The 14,169-nt window shown below is 68.8% G+C and carries 16 protein-coding genes and 2 pseudogenes; 2 read left to right on the top strand and 16 right to left on the bottom strand.

The features are described from left to right. Nucleotides 1-93 precede the first annotated feature (93 nt). Nucleotides 94-837: a class I SAM-dependent methyltransferase gene (locus tag RN02_RS04715; RefSeq protein ID WP_043313313.1), complete on the top strand. Its 744-nt coding sequence runs from the start codon at nucleotides 94-96 to the stop codon at nucleotides 835-837. 80 nt (nucleotides 838-917) lie between these two features. Here the strand turns inward: RN02_RS04715 and RN02_RS32105 are convergent. Next, nucleotides 918-1,046: pseudogene (locus RN02_RS32105) on the bottom strand (helix-turn-helix domain-containing protein); the annotation flags it as partial. 7 nt (nucleotides 1,047-1,053) lie between these two features. Between RN02_RS32105 and RN02_RS04710 the strand changes: the two are divergent. Continuing rightward, nucleotides 1,054-1,323: pseudogene (locus tag RN02_RS04710) on the top strand (acetoin dehydrogenase dihydrolipoyllysine-residue acetyltransferase subunit); the annotation flags it as partial. Between the two features lie 297 nt (nucleotides 1,324-1,620). On the opposite strand, the gene RN02_RS04705 reads toward RN02_RS04710, so the two are convergent. The 15 genes from RN02_RS04705 to flgB all read right to left on the bottom strand — a co-directional run bounded on the left by RN02_RS04705 (nucleotide 1,621) and on the right by flgB (nucleotide 13,953). Next, on the bottom strand, nucleotides 1,621-1,965 hold the full coding sequence (locus RN02_RS04705) for an SH3 domain-containing protein (RefSeq protein WP_043313309.1): 345 nt from the start codon (nucleotides 1,963-1,965) through the stop codon (nucleotides 1,621-1,623). Between the two features lie 51 nt (nucleotides 1,966-2,016). Continuing rightward, entirely contained in the window at nucleotides 2,017-2,727 is a 711-nt protein-coding gene (locus RN02_RS04700; RefSeq protein ID WP_043313303.1) for a 2OG-Fe(II) oxygenase, read from the bottom strand. A gap of 416 nt (nucleotides 2,728-3,143) precedes the next feature. Then, nucleotides 3,144-3,473, bottom strand: a complete 330-nt coding sequence (locus RN02_RS04695) for a hypothetical protein (RefSeq protein ID WP_043313302.1) — start codon at nucleotides 3,471-3,473, stop codon at nucleotides 3,144-3,146. Nucleotides 3,474-3,587: 114 nt separating this feature from the next. Beyond that, a complete protein-coding gene (locus tag RN02_RS04690; RefSeq protein WP_043313301.1) occupies nucleotides 3,588-4,622 on the bottom strand; it encodes a hypothetical protein in 1,035 nt (344 codons plus the stop codon). Nucleotides 4,623-4,635: 13 nt separating this feature from the next. After that, nucleotides 4,636-5,550, bottom strand: a complete 915-nt coding sequence (flgL, locus tag RN02_RS04685) for a flagellar hook-associated protein FlgL (RefSeq protein WP_043313299.1) — start codon at nucleotides 5,548-5,550, stop codon at nucleotides 4,636-4,638. Nucleotides 5,551-5,582: 32 nt separating this feature from the next. Continuing rightward, complete coding sequence (flgK, locus tag RN02_RS04680; protein WP_043313298.1) at nucleotides 5,583-6,950, bottom strand: flagellar hook-associated protein FlgK; 1,368 nt, start codon at nucleotides 6,948-6,950, stop codon at nucleotides 5,583-5,585. After that, nucleotides 6,947-7,912, bottom strand: coding sequence for a lytic transglycosylase domain-containing protein (locus tag RN02_RS04675; RefSeq protein WP_043313297.1), 966 nt, complete (start codon nucleotides 7,910-7,912; stop codon nucleotides 6,947-6,949). Before RN02_RS04675 ends, flgK begins: the two co-directional genes overlap by 4 nt. Nucleotides 7,913-7,921: 9 nt before the next feature. Then, the gene (locus RN02_RS04670; RefSeq protein ID WP_043313296.1) at nucleotides 7,922-9,025 is read right to left on the bottom strand and encodes a flagellar basal body P-ring protein FlgI; all 1,104 of its coding nucleotides are present in this window, start codon (nucleotides 9,023-9,025) and stop codon (nucleotides 7,922-7,924) included. A 13-nt stretch (nucleotides 9,026-9,038) separates the two neighbouring features. After that, the gene (gene flgH / locus RN02_RS04665; protein WP_043313434.1) at nucleotides 9,039-9,701 is read right to left on the bottom strand and encodes a flagellar basal body L-ring protein FlgH; all 663 of its coding nucleotides are present in this window, start codon (nucleotides 9,699-9,701) and stop codon (nucleotides 9,039-9,041) included. Nucleotides 9,702-9,706: 5 nt separating this feature from the next. Then, complete coding sequence (gene flgG, locus RN02_RS04660; RefSeq protein ID WP_009622739.1) at nucleotides 9,707-10,492, bottom strand: flagellar basal-body rod protein FlgG; 786 nt, start codon at nucleotides 10,490-10,492, stop codon at nucleotides 9,707-9,709. Nucleotides 10,493-10,545: 53 nt separating this feature from the next. Continuing rightward, a complete protein-coding gene (locus tag RN02_RS04655; RefSeq protein WP_043313295.1) occupies nucleotides 10,546-11,271 on the bottom strand; it encodes a flagellar basal body rod protein FlgF in 726 nt (241 codons plus the stop codon). A gap of 9 nt (nucleotides 11,272-11,280) precedes the next feature. Continuing rightward, complete coding sequence (gene flgE, locus RN02_RS04650; RefSeq protein WP_043313294.1) at nucleotides 11,281-12,468, bottom strand: flagellar hook protein FlgE; 1,188 nt, start codon at nucleotides 12,466-12,468, stop codon at nucleotides 11,281-11,283. Between the two features lie 20 nt (nucleotides 12,469-12,488). After that, nucleotides 12,489-13,154 carry a flagellar hook capping FlgD N-terminal domain-containing protein gene (locus tag RN02_RS04645; protein ID WP_043313292.1) on the bottom strand — a complete coding sequence of 222 codons (666 nt, stop codon included), beginning with the start codon at nucleotides 13,152-13,154 and terminating at the stop codon, nucleotides 12,489-12,491. Next, nucleotides 13,151-13,582 (bottom strand): flagellar basal body rod protein FlgC, encoded by a 432-nt coding sequence (flgC, locus tag RN02_RS04640; RefSeq protein ID WP_043271835.1) that lies wholly within the window; start codon nucleotides 13,580-13,582, stop codon nucleotides 13,151-13,153. The genes RN02_RS04645 and flgC overlap by 4 nt, the downstream gene beginning before the upstream one ends. A gap of 2 nt (nucleotides 13,583-13,584) precedes the next feature. Continuing rightward, nucleotides 13,585-13,953, bottom strand: a complete 369-nt coding sequence (gene flgB, locus RN02_RS04635) for a flagellar basal body rod protein FlgB (RefSeq protein WP_009622749.1) — start codon at nucleotides 13,951-13,953, stop codon at nucleotides 13,585-13,587. Nucleotides 13,954-14,169 lie beyond the last annotated feature (216 nt).

Here is a 14,169-nt window from a genome sequence, read left to right as displayed (position 1 = left end):
TGTGCCGGAGCATCGGGGCTGACTCCGCCCCTTGAGCCTCTCCCAGCCCCACCGGCAAGATAGTCCCCCGCCCGCCGCTCCCGGAGCTCCCCCATGACCGACACCCGCCAGTTGTTCAGCCAGCAGGCCGACGCCTACCGCGCCGGTCGCCCGACCTACGATCCGGCGTTCTTCGCCTGGCTGGCGCAGGTGGCGCCCTCCACCGCCCTGGCCTGGGATTGCGGCTGCGGCTCGGGCCAGGCCAGCCTCGATCTGGCCCGGCACTTCCAGCAGGTGGTGGCCACCGACATCAACGCCAAGCAGCTGGAACAGGCCCCCCGCGAGGCCAACATCGACTACCGCTGCGAACCGGCGGAAAGCACCTCGCTGCAGTCGGCCAGCGTCGACCTCACCCTGGTGGCCCAGGCCCTGCACTGGTTCGACGTCGAGCGCTTCTATGCCGAGGTGCGCCGCGTGTCGCGCCCCGGCGCGCTGCTGGCGGTGGTCTCCTACAACCTGCTGAACATCGACGAGCGCCTGGACGCGCTGATCCGCCATCTCTACCACGACCTGGTCGGCCCCTACTGGGCGCCGGAACGCAAGCATGTGGAGACCGGCTACGAAACCATCCCCTTCCCCTTCGAGCGCGTGGAGACGCCACCCTTCGCCCTGGAGGCGCAGTGGAGTTTCCAGCGCCTGGTCGACTACCTGTACAGCTGGTCGGCGGTGGCCAGCTACCGCCAGGCCACCGGCCAGGACCCGGTCGAGGCGCTGCGCGGGGAGTTGCAGGCGGCCTGGGGCGAGGTGGAAACGCGCCAGGTGAGCTGGCCGCTGACCATCAGGCTGGGCAGGGTATAAGGCGCAGGCTTCCCGTAGGGGGAGCCTGCCGGGCCATGGTTTCCGCCGTGCGAAGAGCAGGCGGGTTCGCGTTTCGCCCGCGGCATCTCGATGCCGTGCTGCTTCACCCGGCGGTACAGCGTCGTCCGCGAGATGCCCAGGGCCTGGGCCGCGGGGCCCGGCTGCCAGCGGTGGCGCACCAGGGCGTCGAGCAGGGCCTGGCGCTCGGGGCTGGCCAATGCCCTCAAGCCGCAGTTGGTACAGCTGTTCTCCGACGCCGCGCTGGTGAACCGGCAGATGCTGGAAGACATGCTCAAGTACAAGCGCCTGGAAGGCGTGGACACGGCGCTGGTGATCCGGGGCGAGGCCGACGCCATCATCCCGGCCAGCCACGCCCAGGGCCTGAGCGCCGAAGTCCACGTGCTGCCGGAACAGGCGCACATGCTGCAGATGGAGGCGGTGGAAGCGGTGAATGCGCTGCTGATGGATTTCCTCGAGCGTCACTGAACAGGAGCCTCTGACATTGGGCCGCGGATGGCGGCCCGGCCCTGGCGCCAGGCTGGGGCTTTTTTTGGGGGGCTCGGATGGGGTTTGGGTGTTTGCTGCAGGCCCGCAACCCTCACCCCAGCCCTCTCCCAGAGGGAGAGGGGGCCGTATGGCCTGAAGCGATATTCCAAATCTCCCTGGTCGTTTTATCCGCGTCTGAAACCTCAATGAGGCACGGCTCCAGCATCGGCACGGACAGTCCCCTCTCCCTTCAGGGAGAGGGTTAGGGAGAGGGGCTCTTGAGCAGCGTCAACAGCGTCAACCCAACGCCCGCAGACACGCCAAAGGCACCCACCCCGAATCCCCTTCCCGGCAACACCAGACCCATCCCCCAAGAATCCTGCCACCAACCACTCTCTCCCCAACCCCCACCTCCATCTCCCGCGCCGTATAGTCCTCCAGCGCCCGCCCAACGCCCTCGCCCACCCGCTCGAAGACCTGAGCCGGCACCCAGCCTTCCCGCCCAGCCGCCGCGCAGAAGTACCAATCGTCCCAACCCTCAGGCCCCTCGTAGCGCTCACCCACCTTCAGCAACGCGCCCCTGGCAAAAGTGATCGGCTCCGGATACTCGCTACGATGGGCCACCACGACCTCGTAATGCATTGCACGCTCCTTCGTCTGCTGTACGGCAGGCGATGGTACGCAGGGCAGCCCTCAAAGCGCATCGTGAAAGATGACACCCAATGTAAACCGCTCCCCCCACAACAACCGGCTGACCCCATGGCGCATGCTCACCCGATAGTCCCCACGCGCGCGCCGCACCGGCCGCTGCGAAACGGCGAACACCACGGCATCACCCTGGCACAACGGCACCACCTCCACCCGCGACTGCATGCGCGGGCGTTGTTCGGTGAGGACGAACTCGCCGCCGCCGAACTCCTCGCCCGGCTGCGACAGCAGGATGGCGACCTGCAGCGGGAAGGCCAGTTCGCCGTACAGGTCCTGGTGCAGGCAGTTGTAGTCGCCCTCGCCATAGCGCAGCAGCAATGGCGTGGGGCGCAGTTGGCCGGCGGCGTGGCAACGTTCGAGGAATTCGGCGTGCTGCGGCGGGTATGCCGGCGCCAGGCCCAGGCGGCATTGCCAGGCGTTGGCGATGTTCGCCAGGGGCGGATAGAAGGCCTCACGCAGCGTCTGCAGCGGCGCCGGCAAGGGATAGGCGAAGTAGCGGTATTCGCCCAGGCCGAAGCCGTGGCGGGCCATGACCACCCGGCTGCGGAAGGGTTCGTCGCGGGCGTAGAGGGCGCGCAGCCATTGGCATTGACGCGGGTCGAGCAGCCCGGGGACCAGGGCGTGGCCGCCGGCGTCCAGGCGCGCGGCCAGCGCTGGCCAGTCCAGGGCGGCAATGCGCTCGGCGAGTGGGATCATGGGCGGGCTCCGGGGGCGATGCCGCCAGTCTAGGCGAGCGGCCAGCCGCCCTGCGCCCCGATGCCGACTTTCAAACCCGGGGGTTCGCGAGCAAGCTCGCTCCTTCAGGGGGGCGGTGCCTGGCTCAGCGACGTAGGATGGCGTTGAGCGCAGCGATACCCATCACCATGGCCCGATGGGTTTCGCAGGCTCAACCCATCCTACGAAGAGCGCCTCGGCGCGCGGGGCAAGACAGTCGCTCCTGCAGGGGCATGGCGCAGGTGGGGGCGGCGTAGGATCTCATCCGCGATCCGCGCTGGAACGTCCGGCCATCGCGGACAAGGTCCGCTCCTACCCTACGGACGGGCACGGCTTTTCGTAGGATGGCGTTGAGCGAAGCGGTACCCATCCTGCGAAAAGCGCCTCGGTGCGGCCGCTCAGTCGCCGTCGCCGGGGTGGTCCGCCAGGCCTTCCAGCTCGGCGCGCGCCACCGCGCGTTCGTCGAGTTTGCGGCGGGCCGCTTCGGGCAGGTCGGTGTAGCGGATCACCCCGCGCTCGACCAGCACATTGACCACGTCTTCCAGCACGCGGATCACTTCCAGGTCGGACTGGCGCAGCAGGTCCAGCCGGCTGCGCACCTCGGTGCGCGCATCCAGCCATTGCCGAAGCTCGTCGCTCTGGTAGGCCAGCGTGTCGTTCATGCCTTCGAAGGGCTGGCTTTCCACTCTCAACAGATTTCCTTGCCCATCGCGTTGTACGTAAACCATGCGGATCGACCTAACCGTCATTGTCAAGGGTGCGGACGGAGCCTTCCTGTCCGTCGTCTGCGAACTGGGACCGTCGATCGGCCCCAGGGTTCGGCGCAGCTTAACAAGCCCGGCTCAAGAAAGCAGGCTGACCACCGCGAAACGGCTCAGGTTGGCCTGGGCCACCACGGTCCGGGTCACCGCCGCGTAACTGGAGCCGCTGTCGCGCACCAGGTTGAACACCGACGCCGCGTAGTCCTGCGCCCATTGCTGCTCGTCGCGGTCGGCCTGGCGGGCCAAGAACTCGCGGATCTCGCCCTGGCGCTGGCGTAGCTGGTCGCGCAGGGTGCCGATGCGGTCCAGCGCGTCTATCACCTGGTCGAGCATCTGCCGCAGCTCGCGCTGGTCGCTGCCGGCCAGGCTCTGCGGCAGGTCCAGCAGGCGCTGCTCGCGGGTGCGGGCAGGGCTGGCGCGGTCCTTGGCGAAGCGTTTGCCCTCCCCCTGCACATTGAGCTGGCCGCCCTGCTTGCGCCAGTCGGCCTCGGCCATGGAGAAAGTCAGCCTGCCGTCGGCGTCGAGTTCCGCGCGGATGCCGCTGGATGCCAGGCCGACGTTGAAGCTGCGCAGCAACTGCTGGTCGCTCATGGCGTCGTCCAGCACCACCACGCCGGGTTCACCCTGGGCGCGGCCGGTGTGGAACAGCAGGGTCTCGCGGCCGCCTGCGCGGGCTTCGTCGAGGGTGGCCAGGCCGTCGATGGCGAAGCGGGTGCGCGCCGCTTCGTGCAGGTGCAGGTCGAGGTTGGCGTCCAGCCCGCCGGCGCTGCGCTCGCGGCGTTGCGCCAGCAGCTCGGCGGCCTGCTGCAGCGGCTGCTCCAGCTGCTTGCGGTTGCCGCCCTGGCCGCTGCCCAGCTCGCGGCCCAGGCTGAGCTTGAGCTGGTTGAGGCGGTCGGCCAGCTCGCCCAGGTAGCCTTCGGCGCTCTGCATGGCGCTGAGCTGCTGGTTGAGCTGGATGCTGAAACCGGCAGCCTTGCCCACACTGCGCTCGCCGGCGCTGGCCGCGCTGCGCGCCGGCTTGCGCTGGCGCAGGGTGCGCTCGCCCACTGCCGGCGGCGCCTGGCGCGGCTGGCCGTCGATGGCGGCGACCGCCGGGAACGGGTTCTCGACCTTCATCGCGCCAGGGTCCTCAGAGCAGGCTGAACAGCGACAGGCCGTTGACCGTCAGGTAGGTCTTCTGCGTCGCCTGCAGGGCCAGCTTGTAGTTGCCCAGGTCGATGCTGGCCTTGGCGTAGTCCAGCGCCGAGAGGTCGCCCTCGACCTTCTGGTTGACCAGGGAGATGTCCTGGTTGCTGTTGTCCAGCAGGGTCAGGGTGTTCTGCCGCCCGCCCAGGTCGGTGATGGCCGACAGCAGCTTGCCGTGGCTGTCGTCCAGCAGGTCGAGGGTGGCCTCGATGCTCTGCTGGATGGCCGGGTCGCTGCTGTCCAGGGCCGGGTCCTGCAGCTTGGCCACCAGGGCATGGAGGCCATTGAGCAGGTCCATGCCGTTGCCGAACAGCGGGCGGATGGCGACGTTCTCGTCGACCATCACGCCGTTGGCCACCACCGCCTGGCGCGTCTTGTCGTTGCCGGTGGCGCTGTAGGTGCCGCTGGCCTCGTCGTAGGTCACCGCCGGCTGGTCGGTGAGGGTGCCGGAGAACAGGTAGCGGCCCTCCTCGTCCTTGACGTTGAGGTAGCTGACCAGGGTCTTCTCCAGGTTCGACAGCTCGCCGGCCATGGCGCCGAGCTGCTCGTTGGCGTTGGAGCCGTTGGCCGCCCACAGCAGCAGGTCGCGGATGTCCAGCAGGGTGTCGGAGGTGGACTGCAGGTTGGTTTCCTGGATCGACAGGTTGCCGGAGACCCCGGCGATGTTGCTGCCGTACTGGGCCAGGCTGGCCTCCGAGCGCTGGATGCGCAGGATGCGCACCGCGGCGATGGGGTCGTCCGAGGGGTGCTGGATGCGGTTGCTGCTGGACATCTGCTGCATCAGCTGCGACATCTTCTCGGTGTTGCGGCTCATCGAGTCCAGGAGGATGGCGGTGCTCTGCGAATTGGTGATGCGCATGGGGCGTCTCGTCGGGTGGCGGGCTACGGCGTTCAGAACGCCGCGAGCATGCTGTCGAACAGGTCCTTGGCGGTGCTGATGACCTTCATGTTGGCCTGGTAGGCCTGCTGGTAGGTCATCAGGTTGACCGCCTCCTCGTCCAGGTTCACCGCGCTGACGCTGTCGCGCTGGTTCTGCGCCTGCTGCATCACGGTCTTGGCGGTGTCCAGGTCGGCCTGGTTCTGCCGGCTGTCGCTGGCTACCCGGCCGATCAGCCCGGCGTAGGCGTCGTTGAGCGTCACCTGGTTGCCGTCGAGGGTGATGACCTGGCTCTTCAGGTCGATCAGCTTCAGCAGGTTGCCGTTGTTGCCCTTCTCCCCGGCGCTGTCGGACAGCGCTAGTTCGGTGGGTTGCAGGCCGGTGAGGCTGAGCAGCTTGCCGGTGCTGCCGGGGTTGGCCTGCAGCAGCGCCTGGCCGGGGTTGCCGTTGAGGTCGTAGCCGCCGGCCAGGGTGGAGTTGACCAGGTCGGCGACCTGGGTGGCCATCTGCGCCAGGCTGTCGAGGTTCGGCCGCAGGGTCTGGTATTCGGTGTCGTACAGCGCGCCCATGGCGCCGCCCAGGTCCTGCTGGTGGATGGCGAACTGGGTGCCGGCGAAGGCCAGGCTGACGTCCTGCTCGCCGCTGCTGGTCAGGCTGACCTTCAGCTGCGCGGCGGAGGCGCCGGCCACCAGCGGCTGGCCGTTGGCCAGGGACACCGAGACCGAGCCGTCGGCGGCGGCGCTGGTGCGGATGCTGCTGTACTGGCTGAGCTGGGTGATCAGCGCGTCGCGCTGGTCCTGCAGGGCCGAGGGGTCGGCGGCGGCGGACTGCGCGGCGACGATCTTCTTGTTCAGCAGGGCGATGTTGCCGGTCAGGCCGTTGATCTCGCCGACCATGGTGCCGCGCTGTTCCTGCAGGGACTTGAGCTGGGTGTCGAGGTTGCCGGAGAGGGTGTTGAAGCGCTGCGCCAGGTTGCCGGTCTCGGCGATGATCTGCTGGCGCAGGGCGGTGGAGTCCGGGGTGGCGCTGGCCTCGCTCAGGGCGGCGAAGAAGTTGTCGAGGCCGACGCTGATGCTGGCGCCGTCGCTGGACATCAGGTCCTCCAGCGCGCCCAGGTACTGCTGGGCGTTGCTGTAGTAGTTCTGCGCGGTGGTGGCGCGCCACAGCTGCTGGTTGAGGAAGTCGTCGGACATGCGCCGGATGCCGGTCACCTTCACCCCGCCGCCGGGGCTGAGCGAGCCCTGCCCGCCGAGGGAGCTGGTGAGCACCGACAGGCGGCTGAACCCGGGGGTGTTGACGTTGGAGGTGTTCTGCCCGGTGATCGACAGGCCGATCTCCGAGGCGCGCACGCCGCTGTAGGCGATCTGCGTCAAATTGCTCACGACTGCTTCCCTTTGGGCTGAAGGCGGATCGGTTGGGCGAAGGCGGCGGAGAGTGCCTGGTGTTGCGTGCCCTGCTGTTGATAGGCGACCGGTTCGGCCGCCGGCTTAAGCGGCGCCGGCGCCGCGGCCTGGCCGCGGCGATCGAGGTCGTCGAGGATGCCGCGGGTGTAACGGCGGGTTTCCTCGAAGGGGATGCGTTCGATCCAGGCCTCGCCGCTGATCTCGCCGCGGCGCGGATCGCCGTTGCTCTTCAGCCACTCGTCCACCCGGCCGGGGCCGGCGTTGTAGGCGGCCAGGGCCAGGGCGCGGTGGCCGTCGTAGCGCTGCAGCATCTCGTCGAGGTAGGCGCTGCCGAGCTGGCGGTTGTAGGCGCCGTCCTGGGTCAGGCGCTGCGGGTCGAACTCCAGGCCCAGCTTGGCGGCCATTTCCCGCGCGGTGTCGGGCATCAGCTGCATCAGGCCGCGGGCGCCCTTGGGCGAGATGGCAGCGACGTCGCCGGCGGATTCGTGGTCGATCAGGCTGTCCACCAGTTCGCCGAAGGCCGCGCTGCCGCGTTGCCAGAGCCGCCCGGCGGCCTGCACGCCACGCTGCCAGTCGGCCGCCACGGCCTGCTGCAGGCTGCGCGGCAGGCCCAGCTGGTCGCCGCCGGCCAGCGCCTCGCCGCGGCTGTCGGCGTCCTGGCCGGAAAGCTGGCGCACCAGCAGCGCGGCGATGCCGGTCTGCTTGCGCTCGGCCAGGTTGTCGGCGAGCACGCCGTCGTAGAAGTCGCGCATGGTGTCCAGGTCGCGGCTGCGGCCGATGCCGCCGGCCGAGAGCACGTCGCCGGCCTTGCGCATCTGCTTGAGGATCTGCTGCAGGAACAGCGCCTCGAACTGCTCGGCGGCCGCCTCCAGGCGCGCCTGGGGGTTGCCGTCCTGGCCGCGCGCGGCGTTCAGCGCGGTGGGGAGTGAAACGATGCTCATGCGCGCGCCCTAGATGATGATGAGTTCGGCGTTCAGCGCGCCGGCCTTCTCCAGCGCCTGGAGGATGCTCATGACGTCGTCCGGGGTGGCGCCGAGGCTGTTCACGGTGTCGATGATGCCCTGCAGGCTGGCGCCCTCGGGCCAGCGGAACATCGGCTTCTTGTCCAGGGCGACGTTGACGTCGGACTGCGGCGTGACCGTGGTGCGGCCGCCGGAGAACGGCGCCGGCTGGCTGACCTGGGGGTTCTCGCTGATGGTCACGGTGAGGCTGCCGTGGGACACCGCGGCGGCCTTCACCCGCACGCCCTGGCCGATGACCACGGTGCCGGTGCGGCTGTTGAACACCACCTTGGGCCGTTCGCGGCCTTCCTGCACCTCCACGCCTTCGAGCAGGGCCATGAAGCTGGTGCGCTGGTTGGCCGAGACCGGCGCGCGCACGCTGACCTTGGTGCCGTCCAGGGCCTGGGCGCTGCCGGCGCCGAGCAGGTTTTCCAGCGCGGTGACGATGTGCGCGGCGGTCTGGAAGCTGGGCTGGCGCAGGTTGAGCATGATGTCCGGGCGGCTGGCGAAGTCGCTGGGGATCATCCGCTCGACGGTCGCGCCGTTGGGGATGCGCCCGCCGTTGGCGGTGTTGATGGTGACGCTGGAGCCGCTCTGGCCGCTGGCGTTGAGGCCGCCCACGGCCACCGCGCCCTGGGCCAGGGCGTAGGTTTCGCCGTCGATGCCGCGCAGCGGCGTGAGCAGCAGCTGGCCGCCGCGCAGGCTCTTGGCGTCGCCCAGCGAGGACACGGTGACGTCCACCGTCTGCCCGGGGCTGTACGAGGGCGGCACTTCGGCGGTGATGCTCACCGCGGCGACGTTCTTCAGCTTGGGGTCGATGTTGGCCGGCAGGTTGACGCCGAACTGCTTGATCATGTTCACCACCGACTGGCTGGTGAACTTCACCTGGGTCTTGTCGCCGGTGCCGTCGAGGCCGACCACCAGGCCGTAGCCGATCAGCTGGTTGCCGCGGATGCCTTCCACGTCCACCAGTTCCAGCAGCGGCACGGCGCGAGTCGCCAGGGGCCAGCAGAACAGCGTCAGCGGCAGCAGGTATTTCAGGATGGCTCGCATGGCCGGCAGCGCCTCACAGCGGGAACAGAGGATGGGTGAAGAAGCGCGTCAGCCAGCCGGCCGAGTTGCTGTCGTTGAGCACGCCGCGCCCGGCGTAGGAGATGTTGGCGTTGGCGACGTTCTGCGAGGACACCTGGTTGTTGCGGTTGATGTCCTCCACCCGCACCAGGCCGGTGAGGCGGATGAACTCCGAGCCCTGGTTCAGGCGCAGATTCTTCTCGCCGCGGACCACCAGGGTGCCGTTGGGCAGCACCTGGTGCACGGTCACCGCGATGGCGCCGCGCAGGGAGTTCTGCTGCTCGCTCTTGGCGTCGCCCTTGAAGTCCCGCGAGCTGTCCGCCGAGCTTTCCAGGCGGTCGTAGCTGTGGCCGAGGATGGTGGGGATGCCGATGCCCAGGCTGGAACTCTTGTCGAAGCTGGTGCCGGCGCTCTTGCTCGACTGCGTCTGCTCCTCCAGCACCACGGTGAGCACGTCGCCCACGCGCAGGGCGCGCTGGTCCTGCACCAGGCCGCCGTAGTAGCCGGGGCGGTACAGCCCGCCGCCGGTGGTGGGCGGCAGGCTGTAGTCGAGGGTCGGCGGCTGGTAGGCGCTGGAGTCCTCTTCCGGGAGCATCTCGTTGAAGCTCGCGCAGCCGCCCAGCAGCAGCAGGGCGAGCAGCGTCGGCAGGCGGCTCATGGCGGTCATACGGTCTGGTTGAGGAACTGCTGCATGCCGGAGGCGGCGTCCAGCACCTTGGCGTTGGCCTCGTAGGCGCGCTGGATGGCGATCATGTTGACCATGGCCTCCACCACCTGCACGTTGGAGCCTTCCAGCACGCCCTGCTTGAGGGTGCCCAGGCCGTCTTCGCCGGGCACGCCTTCCACCGGCTGGCCGCTGGCCACGGTCTCGCGGTAGAGGTTGCCGCCCAGGGCTTCGAGGCCCGCCGGGTTGGTGAAGTTGACCAGGGTGATCTGGCCCAGCTGGGTCGGCTGCGTCTCGCCGGCCATGATCGCAGTGACGGTGCCGTCGCTGCCCACGGTGAAGCTGCTGCTGCCGGCCGGCACCTCGATGTTGGGGATCAGCGGCAGGCCCTGGGCGTTGACCACCACGCCGTCGGAATTGAGCTGCAGCTGGCCGTTCTCGGTGTACAGGGTGTCGCCGTTGGGCGCTTCCACCTGGAAGAAGCCGCGGCCGACCACGGCCAGGTCCATCGGCTGCCCGGTGGTCTGCATGCTGCCTTCGGTGAACACCTTCTGCGTGCCGGCCACGCGCACGCCGCTGCCCAGCTGGATGCCCGAGGGCACGGTGTTGACCTGGTCGGCCTGGGCGCCGGGCTGGCGGTCGATGGAATAGAACAGGTCCTCGAAGACCACCCGGTCGCTCTTGAAGCCGGTGGTGTTGACGTTGGCCAGGTTGTTGGCCACCGCCGACAGCGCGGTGTCCTGCGCGGCCAGGCCGGTCTTGCTCACCCACAGTGCCGAACTCATGCGGTATCTCCTTCGCGGGCCGCGCGCGGCGCGGCCGGGTTGTACGGGGCGCGTCAGTCGCGCAGCAGGCGGTCGCCGGCGGACGACATGTCCTCGGCGGCCTTCATCATCTTCACCTGGGTCTCGAACATGCGGTTCAGGCTCATGGTCGCGGTGAGCTGGTCGATCGACGACACGTTGCTCGCCTCCAGGTAGCCGCTGACCAGGCGCACGTTGTCGGTGGCCTCGGCCGGCTGGCCGTCCTTGCGCACCAGCAGGCCGGCGGCGTTCTTCTGCAGCTCGGCGGCCGGGGCGTCGACCAGCTTGATGCGGTCCACCTCGGTCATCAGGTAGTCGCCGCGGGGCATCACCGAGACGGTGCCGTCCTCGCCGATGTTCACGCTGTCGTACTCGGGCAGGACGATCGGGCCGCCCTCCCCCAGCACCTGGCGGCCGTTGATGGTCAGCCGCCCCTCGCTGTCGACGAGCATGCTGCCGTGGCGGGTGTAGGCCTCGCCCTCGCCGTCCTGCAGGGCGATCAGGCCCTGGCCGCGGATAGCGAAGTCGAGGTCGCGGCCGGTCACCGTGAGGGTGCCGGGCGCCATGTCGACGCCGTTGTTCTCCAGGCGCGCCAGGTGCCGGCTGTCGTAGCCGTAGCCGCTCACGTCCACAGCGCTGACGCGCTCCATGTCGGCGCGGAAGCCCGGGGTGTTGGCATTGGCCAGGTTGTTGGCGCGCACCTGCAGCGACTGCAGAGTGCGGCTGGCGGCGCTCATCGCGGTATAGGCCAGGCGGTCCATGGGTCAGCCTCAGACGGCGCCGAACAGCGCTTGGGTGAGTTCCTTGTCGGTGGTCAGCACCTTGGTGTTGGCCTGGTAGTTGCGCTGGCCTTCCATCAGGCTCACCAGTTGCGCGGTGAGGTCGACGTTGGAGCCTTCCAGCGCGCCGGCCACCAGGTCGCCGAACTGGCCGCCGCCGGGGGCGCCCACCAGCGGGCCGCCGGAGGCCGAGGTCTCGGTCCAGGCGGTGCCGCTGACCGCGCGCAGGCCCTCGGGGTTGACGAAGCTGGCCAGCACCACCTGGCCCTGCAGCAGGCGCTGGCCGTTGCTGTAGTTGACGTAGACCATGCCGTCCTCGTCGACGGTCAGGCCGGTCTTGTCGCCGGAGGCATAGCCGGAGGCCTTGTTGGTGGTGACGGCGAAGTCGGAGCCGTACTGGGTGGTGCCGGTGTAGTCGACGTTGATCGCCAGGGCGTTCACGCCGCCGGCCAGGCCGCCGACGCTGAGGGTGAAGGGCGCGCTGGGCGAGGTCAGCATGCCGGCGCTGTCGAAGCTCAGCGCCTGGGTGCCCACGGCGTTGCCGTCGGCGTAGTAGTGGCTGGTCCAGGTGTTGTCGCCAGTCTTCACGAAGTACTGCGTCAGGGTGTGTTCCTTGCCCTGGGAGTCATAGACCTTGGTGGTGTAGGTGGAGTTGTAGGTGGAGGCGTCGGCCGGGTCGAAGGCCAGGGCCGGCACTTCGCCGTCGGCGTCGAGGTTGGCGACGAAGTCCAGGCTGTCGGTGGCCTTGGCCGGCAGGCTGGCGGTCTTCACCTGCAGGTCGCCGAGCACGCCGGCCTGCAGGTTGCCGGCGGCGTCCACCGAGTAGCCCTGCAGGCGCTGGCCGGAGGCGTTGACCATGTAGTTGGCGTTGTCGGTGTTGAACACCCCGGCGCGGGTGTACTGGGTCTCGCCGGTGGCGCTCTTGACCATGAAGAAGCCGGCGCCGGAGATGGCCAGGTCGAGGTTGCGGCTGGTGTTGGTGAGGCTGCCGCCGAGGCTGATGCTCTGGGTGCTGCCCAGCACTTCCACGCCCATCGCCTGGCTGTCGGCGTAGACGCTGCCGAACTCGGTGCGCGAGGACTTGAAGCCGACGGTGCCGACGTTGGCGATGTTGTTGCTGACGGTGTCCAGCTGTTCGCTGACGGCGTTCAGCCCGGTCAGGGAAATATTGAAGCTCATCGGGGTTCTCCTGGGCGGGATCAGGCAGCCGCGCTGCCGAATTCGACGATGTTGTAGAAAGGCACGGAACCGGTGCCCTCGACTTCCAGTACCGGGCCGCTGTCGCTGACGCGCACGTGGCTGACCTTGCCGCCGACCTCGACCTTGGGCTTCTCGCCGCTGCTGGTCTCGACCTCGACGCTGTACTTGCCCGGCACCAGGCCGAGCTTCTGCGGGTCGACGCTGAAGGCCACGCTGCCGGCCTCCTGCGGGCCGAGGGCGAGCTTGGTCACCTCGCCGGTGGCGGCGCTGGTCAGCTTCAGGGTGGTGCTGGTGGAGGCGTGCTCCAGCTGCACCTGGCCATCGACCACGGCGTCGTCCAGCTGCAGGCTGTCCACCGAGACCATCACCTTCTGCCCCACCAGGCCGGCGGCGGTGAGGTTCTGCAGGTTGTCGGCCAGCACCAGGCTGTTCTTCTGGATGGTGTTGAGGTTCTCCAGGCTCTGCACCTGGGACAGCTGCGAGTACTGGTTGACGAACTGGGTGCTGTCCACCGGGTCGGTCGGGTCCTGGTACTGGATCTGCGCGACCATCAGGGTGATGAAGTTGTTCTGCAGCTGCGACACGTCGGTCAGGTTGACGCCGACGCTGTCGCCGCCGGTGCTGCTGCCGCTGGCGGAGTTGGTGCCGTTGACGCTGCTGGTCATGACTGTTCTCCCAGCTTCAGCAGGCCCTGCTGCATGCTGCGTACACGGTTGAGGACGTCGACGCTGGTCTCGAAGCTGCGGGTGGCCGACATCATGTCGGTCATTTCCTCGATCTCGTTGACGTCCGGGTAGTAGACGTAGCCATCGCGGTTGGCCAGCGGGTTGTTCGGCTCGTAGCGGCGTTGCGGCGCGGTGCCGGAAGTCACCACGTCCAGCACCTGCACACGGGCGCCGCCCATGCCGGCGTCGCGCACCAGTTCGTCGTTGCCGTACACGGCGGCGAACATCGGCTTGCGCGCCTTGTACGCGGCGTCGGCGCTGGAGGCGGCGGAATCGGCGTTGGCCAGGTTGCTGGCCACGGTGTTCAGGCGCACGGTCTGCGCGGTCATCGCGGAACCGGCGATGCGGTAGATGGAGTCCAGTGCCATGCTCAACGTCCTTCGATGGCCTGCTTGAGGCCGCGGAACTTCATGCCGAGGAAGGTCAGGCTGGTCTGGAAGCCCATGGCGTTGCGGGCGAACTCCGACTGCTCCACGCCCTGCTCGACGGTGTTGCCGTCTTCCGACGGCTGGTTGGGGATGCGGTACTTCAGCTGCGCGTCGTCATCGGCGAAGGCCAGGCCGGCGTCCTCGGCCTGCGGGTCGAGGCGGCGCATCTCGCCGGCAAAGTCGATATCGCGGGCGAGAAAGCCCGGGGTGTCCTGGTTCGCCAGGTTGGCGGCGAGGATTTCGCTGCGCTGGGTGCGCACCTGCAGCGCACGCACGTGCACGGCGAGGGATTCTTCTACCCGTATGCTCATCGGTGGCTGTCTCCGGCCTGACTCTTGCTGGCGTCCCCTTCAGCAGGAACCGTGCCTAACTTGAGAACAGCGAGCGAAGCCTTGATTTCACTGACCTCCAGCCCACACCGCCAGCCCCCGGTCGCCCCCCGGCTTCCGCTTTCGCGTCGCCTGGCGGGCCGGGGCGGAAAAAGCCTTTCCGCCCTTTTCCTGGTCCTCGCCGCCGGCCTGGCCAGC

This window comes from Pseudomonas sp. PI1 (genome assembly GCF_000812405.1).
GTDB lineage: Bacteria > Pseudomonadota > Gammaproteobacteria > Pseudomonadales > Pseudomonadaceae > Pseudomonas > Pseudomonas citronellolis.
The sequence above is the reverse complement of the archived record's forward strand: the minus strand, read 5'-3'. Positions and strand labels throughout refer to the sequence as shown.

Coding starts and splice junctions, on each gene's coding strand:
- RN02_RS04715 (WP_043313313.1), top strand. CDS start 94: ATGACCGACACCCGCCAGTTGTTCAGCCAGCAGGCCGACGCCTACCGC.
- RN02_RS04705 (WP_043313309.1), bottom strand. CDS start 1,965: ATGCATTACGAGGTCGTGGTGGCCCATCGTAGCGAGTATCCGGAGCCG.
- RN02_RS04700 (WP_043313303.1), bottom strand. CDS start 2,727: ATGATCCCACTCGCCGAGCGCATTGCCGCCCTGGACTGGCCAGCGCTG.
- RN02_RS04695 (WP_043313302.1), bottom strand. CDS start 3,473: ATGGTTTACGTACAACGCGATGGGCAAGGAAATCTGTTGAGAGTGGAA.
- RN02_RS04690 (WP_043313301.1), bottom strand. CDS start 4,622: ATGAAGGTCGAGAACCCGTTCCCGGCGGTCGCCGCCATCGACGGCCAG.
- flgL (WP_043313299.1), bottom strand. CDS start 5,550: ATGCGCATCACCAATTCGCAGAGCACCGCCATCCTCCTGGACTCGATG.
- RN02_RS04675 (WP_043313297.1), bottom strand. CDS start 7,912: ATGAGCATCGTTTCACTCCCCACCGCGCTGAACGCCGCGCGCGGCCAG.
- RN02_RS04670 (WP_043313296.1), bottom strand. CDS start 9,025: ATGCGAGCCATCCTGAAATACCTGCTGCCGCTGACGCTGTTCTGCTGG.
- flgH (WP_043313434.1), bottom strand. CDS start 9,701: ATGAGCCGCCTGCCGACGCTGCTCGCCCTGCTGCTGCTGGGCGGCTGC.
- flgG (WP_009622739.1), bottom strand. CDS start 10,492: ATGAGTTCGGCACTGTGGGTGAGCAAGACCGGCCTGGCCGCGCAGGAC.
- RN02_RS04655 (WP_043313295.1), bottom strand. CDS start 11,271: ATGGACCGCCTGGCCTATACCGCGATGAGCGCCGCCAGCCGCACTCTG.
- flgE (WP_043313294.1), bottom strand. CDS start 12,468: ATGAGCTTCAATATTTCCCTGACCGGGCTGAACGCCGTCAGCGAACAG.
- RN02_RS04645 (WP_043313292.1), bottom strand. CDS start 13,154: ATGACCAGCAGCGTCAACGGCACCAACTCCGCCAGCGGCAGCAGCACC.
- flgC (WP_043271835.1), bottom strand. CDS start 13,582: ATGGCACTGGACTCCATCTACCGCATCGCCGGTTCCGCGATGACCGCG.
- flgB (WP_009622749.1), bottom strand. CDS start 13,953: ATGAGCATACGGGTAGAAGAATCCCTCGCCGTGCACGTGCGTGCGCTG.